At 56.2% G+C, this 11,494-nt stretch carries 11 protein-coding genes; 2 read left to right on the forward strand and 9 right to left on the reverse strand.

Annotated elements, in window-relative coordinates; all coding sequences use genetic code 11:
• Window positions 1–23 precede the first annotated feature (23 nt).
• A complete protein-coding gene (locus FQB27_RS04640) occupies window positions 24–665 on the reverse strand; it encodes a DsbA family protein (protein ID WP_169559672.1) in 642 nt (213 codons plus the stop codon).
• A gap of 87 nt (window positions 666–752) precedes the next feature.
• Entirely contained in the window at window positions 753–1,286 is a 534-nt protein-coding gene (locus FQB27_RS04645) for a DUF721 domain-containing protein (RefSeq protein WP_169559673.1), read from the reverse strand.
• A 106-nt stretch (window positions 1,287–1,392) separates the two neighbouring features.
• Here FQB27_RS04645 and mutY point away from each other — a divergent pair, with 106 nt between their 5' ends.
• Window positions 1,393–2,484: an A/G-specific adenine glycosylase gene (gene mutY / locus FQB27_RS04650; protein ID WP_169559674.1), complete on the forward strand. Its 1,092-nt coding sequence runs from the start codon at window positions 1,393–1,395 to the stop codon at window positions 2,482–2,484.
• A gap of 102 nt (window positions 2,485–2,586) precedes the next feature.
• On the opposite strand, the gene FQB27_RS04655 is transcribed toward mutY, so the two are convergent.
• From FQB27_RS04655 to FQB27_RS04685, 7 genes are all read right to left on the reverse strand, one after another.
• Window positions 2,587–3,672, reverse strand: a complete 1,086-nt coding sequence (locus tag FQB27_RS04655; RefSeq protein WP_169559675.1) for a site-specific DNA-methyltransferase — start codon at window positions 3,670–3,672, stop codon at window positions 2,587–2,589.
• A gap of 93 nt (window positions 3,673–3,765) precedes the next feature.
• Entirely contained in the window at window positions 3,766–4,389 is a 624-nt protein-coding gene (locus FQB27_RS04660; RefSeq protein ID WP_169559676.1) for a ribonuclease HII, read from the reverse strand.
• Window positions 4,390–4,446: 57 nt separating this feature from the next.
• The gene (locus FQB27_RS04665) at window positions 4,447–5,538 is read right to left on the reverse strand and encodes a PA0069 family radical SAM protein (protein WP_169559677.1); all 1,092 of its coding nucleotides are present in this window, start codon (window positions 5,536–5,538) and stop codon (window positions 4,447–4,449) included.
• 155 nt (window positions 5,539–5,693) lie between these two features.
• The gene (locus tag FQB27_RS04670) at window positions 5,694–6,062 is read right to left on the reverse strand and encodes a PilZ domain-containing protein (RefSeq protein ID WP_169559678.1); all 369 of its coding nucleotides are present in this window, start codon (window positions 6,060–6,062) and stop codon (window positions 5,694–5,696) included.
• Window positions 6,063–6,151: 89 nt separating this feature from the next.
• Window positions 6,152–6,700 (reverse strand): molybdenum cofactor biosynthesis protein B, encoded by a 549-nt coding sequence (moaB, locus tag FQB27_RS04675; protein WP_169559679.1) that lies wholly within the window; start codon window positions 6,698–6,700, stop codon window positions 6,152–6,154.
• Complete coding sequence (locus FQB27_RS04680) at window positions 6,687–8,504, reverse strand: lytic transglycosylase domain-containing protein (protein ID WP_169559680.1); 1,818 nt, start codon at window positions 8,502–8,504, stop codon at window positions 6,687–6,689. Before FQB27_RS04680 ends, moaB begins: the two co-directional genes overlap by 14 nt.
• 58 nt (window positions 8,505–8,562) lie before the next feature.
• Window positions 8,563–9,384 carry a uracil-DNA glycosylase gene (locus FQB27_RS04685; protein WP_169559681.1) on the reverse strand — a complete coding sequence of 274 codons (822 nt, stop codon included), beginning with the start codon at window positions 9,382–9,384 and terminating at the stop codon, window positions 8,563–8,565.
• A 313-nt stretch (window positions 9,385–9,697) separates the two neighbouring features.
• Here FQB27_RS04685 and FQB27_RS04690 point away from each other — a divergent pair, with 313 nt between their 5' ends.
• A complete protein-coding gene (locus FQB27_RS04690; RefSeq protein WP_169559682.1) occupies window positions 9,698–11,347 on the forward strand; it encodes an electron transfer flavoprotein-ubiquinone oxidoreductase in 1,650 nt (549 codons plus the stop codon).
• Window positions 11,348–11,494: the final 147 nt, after the last annotated feature.

Raw genomic sequence — 11,494 nt, forward strand, 5'->3', positions numbered from 1 at the left:
GGCCCCTCCCTTGTTGCAGTCCCTTATAGACCCTGTAGATAGTCGTTCAGGGCGGTGTAATCATCCGGACGCCCGGTGTATAGGTCCCCGTTGATGAACAGGGTCGGTGTGGCGCTGACCTGATAGTCATTCTGCCCCACCATGCGATCCTTCAGGATGCTTTCACCCAGTTGCGTGTTGGCAAGGGCTTCTTCGAACTTGGCTTGGGAGATGCCGACCATTTTCCCGATCTTGGTCAGTTCTTCCGTCGGGTTGGAAGCACCGCGCCACTCAGCCTGTTTTTCATAGAGGATTTTCAGGACGGCAAAGAACCGCATTTCACCGGCGGTATGGGCCAGAATGGCCGCCTGAAGGGCGAAGCGATCCAGCGGAAAATCACGATAGATCAGAAAAGCCTTGCCGGTATCAATATAGTCCTTGGTCAGGCCGGGCAGGGACTTTTTATGGAATTCGGCGCAGTGCGGACAGGTGAGGGACGCATATTCGACAATACCGATGGGGGCGTTGCGGTCCCCAAGAACCATGTCATCTTCCTGAATATCCATCACGCTTGCCTGTGCGATGGAGGGCGTGAGGAGAGAGGCACCGGCGCCAAGCGCCAGGGTGGTCAGGGCCGTGGAGGCAACAAAATGTCTGCGATTTAGTGTCAATGTGTCGTCTTTCATACTAGATGTTGTGTCAGTATACCTTTTCATTCCTGTTTCCTCAAACATTTCAATATCAAGGTTCTTTAATGTATAAAAATCGCAGTTTTACGGCTGTTTGGGTGGCGGCTGACGGGTGTTCTTCTCCGCTTCCTTCTGGTTTTGCGTCCTGAGAAGGGAGGTGCCAAGGGCTTGCAGCCGCTCTCTCAATTCCGGATCGGGGACCCCTGTCAGGACCTCTTCCAGCCACTGCTTCTGCTCTTCGGTTGGGGGCGGAGGCTCTATTTTCCGCTTTTTCTCAGGGCGCTTGACCGGGGCCTGAATAATCTGGATGCGCCCGACCGCCCGAAATCCGAAGAAGCTGTTGATTCGTTCAATGATCAGCGGTTCGAAATGCTGGAATTCAGGCGCATGCCCCGGCATGACCCGCACCTTCAACGAGGCGTCGTTGTTTTTGTGGCGGGTGAAATTGAGGCGTTCCGGGCTTGAAACATTGGCAAGGGTCGGGCCGACAATGGTTTCCCAATTGGACAGGATATCCGCATGGGCAAAGCCTCGTTTCACAAGCGTTGCCCGGGTCGAAGCGCCCAGAAAGCGGCCAATCGCCTTCGGACCGGCCTGTTGTCGGAATTTTCTCACCATTGGCTGTTGTCTCTGTTACCCCTGTTACTTGCGCCAGACTGCCTTAGCATATAGGTGGTGTTTCGTCCTCTGAGAATGATAGTGTCACAAAATTATGAAAAGTAACATGAACAGAAAAGACGGATTTTCCCAAGCCATTCTGGACTGGTATGACCGGAACGCCCGCGAATTGCCGTGGCGACGTCTGGGCGGGGCCCATCCCGAGCCGTATCATGTGTGGCTGAGCGAGATCATGTTGCAACAAACCACCGTCGTGACCGTCAAACCCTATTTCAACCATTTTATCTCCCGGTGGCCACAGGTCAGTGATCTTGCCGCCGCCGAACTGGACGAGGTCCTGACGGCGTGGGCAGGGCTTGGATATTACGCGCGGGCCCGCAACCTTCACAAATGTGCGGTGGCAGTTTGTCACAATTATGGCGGGTCTTTTCCGGCGGATGAGGCAGAGCTTCTGTCCCTGCCGGGAATTGGTGACTATACCGCTGCGGCGGTGTCCTCCATCGCCTTCGGCAAGCGGGCCGTGGTTGTGGATGGCAATATCGAGCGGGTCGTGTCCCGCGTCTACCGGATTGCCGATGCCTTGCCGCAAGCCAAGCCGGTCATCAAGGCACATGCGGATGTTCTGACACCGTCGGATCGGGCGGGGGATTATGCGCAGGCCCTGATGGATATCGGGTCCGGGGTTTGTACCCCGCGCAATCCGAAATGCGAGCTTTGTCCGGTCGCTTCTTTTTGTGACGGGTTTTCAGCGGGGGATGCGGAAACCTTTCCGCAGAAGGCACCAAAGAAAAAGAAACCGACCCGCAAGGCGCATATTTTCTGGATCGAGAACGGGCGCGGAGAGGTTCTGGTCCGCCGCCGCGAGGAAAGCGGGCTGCTTGGCGGCATGATGGAATTCCCGTCGACTGCGTGGCAGGAACAGGCCCCGGTCCCCGACGAAGTCGAGGCCCTTTTGACCCAGATAGGTGTGGAGGGAACGTCGAAGCCACCGGTGACAACCGAACTGGTCCGGCATACCTTCACCCATTTTCATCTGGAACTGACGCCCCATGTGGTGAAGGCCGGTGAGGCAGGGGGAAGCGGTTCCAATGACGCTTTCTGGCTCGCTCCCGATGCGTTTTCAACAATCGCCCTGCCGACCCTGATGAAAAAGGTGGTGCAATCCGTTTTCAAGGGGCAGGGCAGTCTTGATCTTTGACGGGGAGGCCATTCGGCGGCCTGATTAGGGAAGAAAGCATAAAAAAAACCGCGCTTCCTAATGAGGCGCGGTTTTCTTTTTCCCGGTTGTCCGGCTTTTGCGTCAGTTCATTTCGGCGCGAACCTGTTGGCGCAGAACGTCGATGGAGACACTCTGACCTTCGGCGTCGAAATGCCAGAAGGTCCAGCCGTTGCAGGAACTGGCCCCTTGCAGGCGGGCGCCAACCTTGTGAATGGAGCCGGAGATATCGGAGGCGACAAGGCTGCCATCGGCACGAACGCGGGCGCGGTAGCGCTTGCGGGAGTCAAACAGGACCTGACCCGCAGACAGAAGCCCCCGTTCAACAACAGAGCCAAAGGGAACCCTGGGTTCCTGACGCTTGCTGGTGGTGACTTCCAGATTTTCAGGGGACAGGGGCTGAACCTTGCGGATCCGCTCCTTCGCGACCTTGATGTATTTTTCTTCCCGTTCCAGACCGATATAGTTGCGGCCCAGTTTGCGGGCCACCGCGCCTGTGGTGCCGGACCCGAAGAACGGGTCAAGGACAACATCACCCTGATTGGTTGCGGCTGTCAGGATACGATAGAGCAGGGCTTCCGGTTTCTGGGTGGTATGGGCTTTTTCGCCGTCCACCTTCAGGCGCTCGCCCCCACTGCAAATGGGCAGCAGCCAGTCGGAACGCATCTGGATATCGTCATTCATGACCTTCAGGGCGTCATAGTTGAAGGTCATGCCCTTGGCATTGCGGTCCTTCGAGCACCAGATCAGGGTTTCGTGGGCATTGGTGAAACGGGTGCCCCGGAAATTGGGCATGGGGTTGGTCTTGCGCCAGATGACATCGTTCAGGATCCAGAAGCCCAGATCCTGCAATTTGGCGCCGACACGGAAGATATTGTGGTACGAGCCGATCACCCACAGGGTGCCGTCGTCTTTCAGGACCCGCTGCGCCGCCGCCAGCCACTCTTCGGTAAACGCATCATAGACCGCAAAACTTTCAAACTGGTCCCAATGGTCATCCACCGCATCCACATGGCTGTCATCGGGGCGTCTAAGCTCGCCGGACAATTGCATGTTATAGGGTGGGTCCGCGAAGATCATGTCCACGGATTTCTCGGGCAGACTGTTCATGAGTTCAATACAGTCGCCCTGAAGAATGGAGTTCAGGGGCAGTTTTTTTGACGTGCTCATGGGCCTATTTCACTGGTTAACGTTCCCTCAATAGTGATTCGCCCGATTCGCGCCGTCAATAGGTATGTTGAATCAGTACGTTAGAGAACGCTGTTAATTTCCAGTCTTATTTTTTGACAGAATTTCACGAATTGGGGCAAAACTTCGCCTATGTTGTGGTGTGATTCCAAAAAGACTCAAGCCCTTGCGGTGTTCAGCCGTTCCGTACCCGGAATTATTCTGCCATCCATAGTGCGGATATTGCTCCGCCAGCCTGCACATTTTTCTGTCGCGTGTCACTTTTGCAACAATAGACGCCGCTGCAATGGACAGGGAAAGGCTATCCCCTTTCACAATCAGCCGGGTTGGCAGGCCTAGTTTGGGGTCCCGGTTGCCATCCACCAGAAGGGCATCGGGGCGCACCGGTAACTGTTCCACGGCCCGTCGCATGGCAAGGAAAGTCGCCTGCAGGATGTTCAGGTTGTCGATTTCCTCGGGTGAGGCTTCGCCAATGCCGACGCGGGATGTTTCCAGAATGGCGTTGAAGACCTGTTCCCGTTTGGATTTGGCGATTTTTTTTGAGTCCTGTATCCCGTCAGGGATATTCGCCGGGTCTAGGATCACCGCCGCGGCCACAACCGGCCCGGCAAAGGGGCCGCGCCCCACTTCGTCGATGCCGGCGACAAGGCCTGTTTCCTCATTTTCAAGGGAAAGGTCGGGAAGGCTTTTGGAACTCATTCGAACGGACACCCTGTCATGTTACTTCAGGGGCCGATTATGCCCGCCCGGTTCGCTTCAAAAAAGGGAAAGTTGGTTTTCGTCGCGGGCAGGCGGCCTGAAATGCTGCGTTGGCAGATCATACTTGGATTTGACAAGGCCAGTTTTGCGAAGCGCCAGCGTAAAACGCCGTTCGATCATTTCCGCATAGGGGCCGGTGCCCCGCATCCGTGTGCCGAAGGTGCTTTCATAATCCTTTCCGCCGCGCATGGAACGAACCAGATTAATGACCTTCGGGGCCCGGTCGGGGAAATTTTCCTCCAGCCATGCATGGAACAGGTCCGCAACCTCGCCCGGCAATCGCAATAAAAGATAGAGGGCACCGTGAGCCCCCCTTTCTTTTGCTGTGCGAAGAATGGCCTCGATCTCGTGATCATTGATGGCGGGGACAATGGGCGCCACCTGCACGATCGTGTTGATCCCTGCGCGGGAAAGTTCGGAAATGGCCCGAAGCCGTCTGTGGGGGGCGCTGGCTCGTGGCTCCATGATGCGGGACAGGCGATTGTCGAGGCTGGTGACCGACAGGCTGACGGATACAAGCCGTTTGCGCCCCAGCGGCGCAAGAAGGTCAAGATCGCGAAGAACAAGGTCCGATTTGGTAGTGATGGTAAAGGGGTGACGCGCCTTGCCGAGGACCTCAATAATGGAACGGGTGACCCGGTATTCCTTTTCAAGGGGTTGGTAAGGGTCCGTATTGGTTCCAAGGGCGATGGGCTTACAGATATAACCGGGTTTCGAGATTTCCTTCTTGAGAAGGTCCGCCGCATCGGGTTTCACGGTCAGGCGACTTTCAAAATCAAGACCCGGTGACAGGTTCAGATAGGCATGGGTTGGCCGTGCATAACAATAGATGCAGCCATGTTCACACCCCCGGTAGGCATTGACGGATTGGTCGAACGGCAGGTCGGGGGATGAGTTTTTGGAAATGACGGTCTTGGGATGCTCGATGCTTACCGTTGTGCGGCAGGGAGGGGGCGGACCCTCTGCCGGATCCCATCCGTCCGAGACAAGGGATCGCTCATTGGGTTCAAAGCGGCCGGTCGGGTTCACCGTTGCGCCGCGGCCCCGTCTGGCATCCTCAGGAATGGGAATGGCATCTGTTGTCATCATGTCAAAAATATAATGCAACAAAAAGAACGAAACAAGAACAAAAAGGGTGGGGCGGGGCGACTGGCAGGAGGGGATGAATGGAGAGGGAGAGGGAGAGGGAGAGGGAGAGGGAGAGGGAGTGAGTAGGGAAAGCGGGGCAGGCAAAAGCCTGCAGGTTAATCGCTGTCGTGCCCGGCCAGAAGGGCCAGACGGTGCATGCTGGCATTTTCAAGGAACTTGAACGCGGCTTCGTCCATTTTGTTGAAGGCGAAGGCGACCTGGTTTTTGCCAAGGACAATCCGTGTCACGGTCGCCTTGCAATTAACCGCGACCTTTGCATCGGGGGAATAGGAAAGTTCGCTGATGGTCACGGTGTCGCCAACCGGGGGGCGGCCGGGGAAATCATCAATGCGGAACCCGCCAAGGCTCCAGTCGTAGGTTTCAAATCGATGGGTGTCGAGAACCAGCGAAAGGCGCGGTATCTGAAACCGTTGATCCTTTCGGCTGTGGGCCCTGTATTTTCCAACAGTGAAAAATCTCGACATGAAGGGGGTGCGCTTCCTTTTTCTGATTACCCCCAACTATCCGGTTAAAAAATTAACAAAGTGTATTCAACCTTTATGATTTATGAAAATCAGCTCTTTGTCCGTTTCTGGTGTTCTTGCAACCGGTCAAACAATTCAACGAAATTGCAGGGCATGAAGCGATAGTCAAGCTGGTGGATCAGGATATCATCCCAGGCATCCTTGACCGCCCCGGTGGAGCCGGGCAGGGCGAACAGGTAGGTGCCGCCAGCCACCCCGGCCGTTGCGCGGGACTGAATGGTGGATGTGCCAATCTTCTGATAGCTGAGCATGCGGAACAATTCGCCAAAGCCGGGAATGTCCTTTTCATAGAGGGCGGAAAAGGCTTCGGGGGTGACGTCCCGCCCCGTCACGCCGGTCCCGCCTGTTGAAATGATCACGTCCACATCAGGGGCAGCGATCCAGCCTTTCAGGATGTCCTGAATATCCCCGACTTCGTCCCGGACGATTTTCCGGTCGGCGACCGTGTGGCCAGCGGCCTCGATCCGGTCCACCAGTGTCCGCCCGGATTTGTCCTCTGCAAGGCCACGGGTGTCCGAGACGGTCAGGACCGCAATCCTGACAGCAATAAAGGGTCTGCTTTCATCAATTCCAGGCACGGTCAGCCACCTTTCCAAGTTTGTTGTCTTGCGGACGATACAGTGGCCACTTGCCTTCGGCAATATCATCAAGGCCGGGCAGGTCCTGTCCCAAACGATGCCGGTAGATCCAGAAGTTTGTCAGGACCCGTTTCAGGAAGGCGCGTGTCTCGCGGCTGTGCATGGCTTCCACAAAGAACAAGGGATCGTCCGAGGATTGCGCCCGTTTCTTCCATTTGATCAGGTTTCCGGGCCCCCCGTTATAGGCGATGGTCAGGTGAAACAGGTTCTGCCCCACATCGTCATAATTCATCAGGTAGGACAGGTATTTCTGCCCCAGTTCCAGATTATAATCGGGATTGAACAGTTTTCGGTTCGACCTTTTCTTCAGGGACGGGTCCTTGGCAAGATAGCTGGCTGTTGCCGGCATGATCTGCATCAGCCCCTTTGCCCCGGCCGGGCTTTCAGCGCGGGGGTAAAACCCGGATTCCTGCCTCATGAACGCATAGATAAGCGCCCGGTCCAGTTTGTATCCATTCAGCGGCTTCCATTGCGGCAGCGGGTAAATGGCAGAATCCCATGTGGTGTCCCGATGTTCCCAAAGATACAGCCCCATGCGCATGGCGACCGACGGGGTTCCGATCCGTTCGGACAGGGCGATGAGAAGCGGGGCCTGATCCGGTTTGATCCGGCTGAAGGTGGAGCGGATTTCCTGTTCGGCCAGATAGAACTGACCGGCTTCACTAAGGGCAATGGCGCGCCGGACGGACGGGGTTTTTAAAAGCCACTGGCGTTTATTTTCGCTGATGACCGGCAGGTCCCAACTGAAGGGCTTCTTGACCCCAAGCTGGCGAAGAGCCAACAGGCCATAGAAGGTCCGCGGGTAACTGGCCGCCCGTTTCAGATAGTCAACGGACTTGGTCGGTTGGCCCAGCTTCAGGTAAGTGCGGGAGGCCCACCAGTTTGCCCGGCTGGCGGTCCAGCCGGAAATTCTGGACGCCTTGCCAAGCCGCGCGAAATGCTTGGCGGCTTTTTCAAGATGTCCCTGCCGCCACGAGGCAAGGCCCACCGTCCAGTCGGCAAGCGGGACATATTTCCGTGACCGGGCAAGGGCAGCATCGGCAAATTCAACGGCCAAATCATCCTTTTGATACAGGAAATAGCTGTGGGCGATCTTGGCGCGAATACGGTCATATTCAACAGGGTCCAGCAGGGTCTTGATCTTGTCCTTGGCGATATACTCGGCGGCGGGGGTCGGTTGCCCGCGATAGAGGTAGCGGCGCACGACCCGTTCCGCATGGTTCACCTCGTTCACCGTGGTCGCGGACCGTTTGCGCTTGCTTTTATAGGGGCGGGACAGATGGAACGGCTGTCCCGGTCCGGTCCCCCCAAGATAGCCACCGTTCTCGGGCCGCGGGGTTGGTTTCCAGTCGGACCGGTGGCGGGTGATGGCAAGGCGGTACAAATCATCCGCGCCCGGATGGTCGGCATAATCCTTCATCCACATATGCAGTTCCGGATAGGTGGATGTATAGAGGGTGGGGTGCATGTAGCGTTGGTATTGTACATGCCCGAGAAGAATACGGTTTTCCAGTTTGCCGATCAGTTCATTGGCAGCCCGCCAGTTTCCGTCCTCCTGCTGGCGAAAAATCTGCTGATACAGGGCGGCGTCCCTGTCGCTCAGGATTTGTGGCAGGTCGTTGGCGTGACTGGTTCCGGGCAGCGAGAAAACCGCCAACGCCAAAAGCATCAGGGCCATCACAGGACGGTGCAGTCGAGAGGGGCGGGGGAGGCGATTGAACATACGGGAAATCCGTGACGGCATGCTGATACTGTTCGCTTTCTGTTTTTCCGGGGTTCGGCGGGCGGGTTTCAAGTCCCGGTTACGTAGACATTTCCGCCTTCAGTTTCAACAAATCCTGCCACGCCATTTTTTTCGAGGCGGGGTATTCGATCAGAAAGGACGGGTGCAGCATGGGCAGGGCCCGGACCGGCCCCTTGCCGAATTCCAGATCGGTCCACTGGCCTCGCAACTTGTTGATGGCCCTTTTTTCTTCCAGAAGATACGGGGCGGCATCCCCGAACAGGATAAGGGTTCGGGGCGCGACCAGTTCCATATATCGTTTTATGAGCGGGCGGCAGACGGCTTGCTCTTCCAGATTGGCGCGGCGCCCGCCGGGCGGGCGCCAGGGCAGGGCGCTTGCAATATAGGTGGTTTCCACATCGATCCCGATGGCCGCCAGCATTTTCCTGAGCATATCACCAGAGGCCCCGGCCATGGGGCGGCCTGTCCGGTCTTCGTCCGAAGTCGGGACCCGGTCAATGATCATCAGGTCCGCGTCCTTGTTGCCAAGGCCAAGGACCGTGTTCATGGCGGTTTTTCTGAGGGCGCAGTCTTCAAACCCGGCGATGGCGGCGTGCAATTCTTCCAGCGTGTTGCAGGCCGCTGCAAGGGAGGCCGCTTTTTGTATCAGCTCGGTATTGCTGGCGATCTTTGGCTGGGCCGCCGCCGTCGGCGCGGCTGCCGGCAGGGGACGGCCGGCGGATGGGCGCTGGTGGGCCGCCGCAGGGGACGGCGGTGCGGCTCTCTCCGCCTCACGCTCCACAAGGTCGAAACGGTTGACCGGTTCGTTGCCGATTGCCTCGTCCACGCCTGCCCCGGCATAGAAGCCGAGTATTTCCTGAATGTCTGCCAAGGTTTGCATACCCTATCATAGCAACAGTTCAGCCTGCTTTAGAAGAGGGTCCGTGAAAGCCGGATGAATTTTGTTGCGGATTGCCATGAAACCCAGCGTCAAACTTGGTTTTTTTGTGAACTGCCGTGTAATTGTCCAGATGTCTGCTGTAAAAAGGCGCTGAAAACTGCCAAAGTCGATGTAAATCGGGATTGACGCACCGCAAAAAAAATATAGTGTCATCTGAAAAAATAATACGGGTGGGTGACTTGTTCCTTGTTCAATGGATGAATTGGCTGCCAATCCTGTCGGTGTATAAGAATAATGCTAGATGAGGCTTAATATGGAACGCGAATCTATGGAATTTGATGTCGTAATCGTCGGAGGCGGGCCTGCCGGGCTTTCCGCTGCGATCAAGTTACGGCAACTCAGCATGGAAGCCGATATCGATATCAGTGTTTGCGTTCTGGAAAAAGGGTCCGAGATCGGCGCCCACATCCTGTCCGGGAACGTGTTCGAGCCGCGGGCCCTGAACGAACTTATTCCGGACTGGAAGGAAAAAGGCGCACCGCTGAACACGCCGGTGCAGTCAGAGAATTTCTATTTCCTGACACAGGAAAGCCACCTGACCTTCCCGACCTTCCTGTTGCCAAAGCAGCTTCACAACAAGGGCAACTATATCATCAGCCTTGGCAACCTGTGCCGCTGGCTGGCAGAACAGGCCGAAGAGCTGGGCGTTGAAGTCTATCCGGGGTTCGCTGCTGCGGAAGTCCTCTATAATGACGATGGCAGTGTCCGCGGTGTTGCCACAGGTGACATGGGCATCGGCCGGGATGGCGAGAAAAAGCCTTCCTATGAGCCGGGCATGGAACTGCTGGCGAAATATACCCTCTTTGCTGAAGGGGTGCGCGGCTCCCTGACCAAGGGCCTGTTCGAGAAATTTGACCTGCGCAGCGATTGCGATCCGCAGTCTTTTGGTATCGGTATCAAGGAACTGTGGGAACTGGACCCGGAAAAGCACCGCGAAGGACACATCTTCCACACGGCCGGTTACCCCATGGACAGCAAGACCTATGGTGGTTCGTTCGTGTATCATCTGGAAAACAATCAGGCCTATGTGGGTTATGTTGTGGCCCTCGATTACGAGAACCCGTACCTGTCACCGTATGACGAGTTCCAGCGGTTCAAGAGCCATCCGATGCTGAAGGACATGCTGACCGGCGGCAAGCGGATTGCCTACGGCGCACGGGCCATTAACGAAGGCGGCTTCCAGGCCATTCCGAAACTTGTCTTCCCGGGCGGTGCGCTGGTGGGGTGTTCCGCCGGTTTCGTCAACGTGCCGAAGATCAAGGGCTCGCACACAGCCATGAAGACCGGCATGATGGCAGCCGAAGCCATTATGGCCGAGTTTAAGGAAAATGCGGAAAATCCGGCCAAGGTGCTGGAAACCTATCCGAAACTGTTCGAGGCGTCCTGGGTTTACGACGAACTCAAGAAGGTTCGGAACTCTCGTCCGGCCTTCCGCAAAGGACTGATTGCCGGCACCCTTTACACCGGTATTTCCCTCAAGATCATGCAGGGCAAGGAGCCGTGGACCTTCAAGATCCATGACGACCACAGTGCGCTCAAGAAGGCGAAAGACTGCAAGAAGATCGAGTATCCGAAATATGATGGTGTCTATACCTTTGACAAGCCGTCATCCGTGTTCCTGTCCAACACCAACCACGAGGAGGATCAACCGATCCACCTGACGTTGAAGGATCCGTCTGTTCCTGTTGATATCAACTACAAGGAATATGCAGGACCGGAACAGCGTTTCTGTCCGGCCGGGGTTTACGAGTTCCTGACCGATGACGACGGGTCCAACCCGCGTCTTCAGATCAACGCCCAGAACTGCGTTCACTGTAAAACCTGTGATATCAAGGACCCGACCCAGAATATCAACTGGGTTGTGCCGGAAGGGGCGGGTGGTCCGAACTACCCGAACATGTAAAAAAAGGTCGTCAAAGACAAAAAAAAATTTATCTCTGTTATCAAGTTGCTAGAGTGTCCCTCATTCGGGAAGAACCTGGACTTGATAACAGAGGTAGTGAATATGGCGGTGCTTAAAAAAGGAAGTTTCAGAACAATACTGACAAGT

It is taken from the genome of Sneathiella chinensis (assembly GCF_012720115.1).
In the GTDB taxonomy this organism is placed as follows: Bacteria; Pseudomonadota; Alphaproteobacteria; order Sneathiellales; family Sneathiellaceae; genus Sneathiella; species Sneathiella chinensis.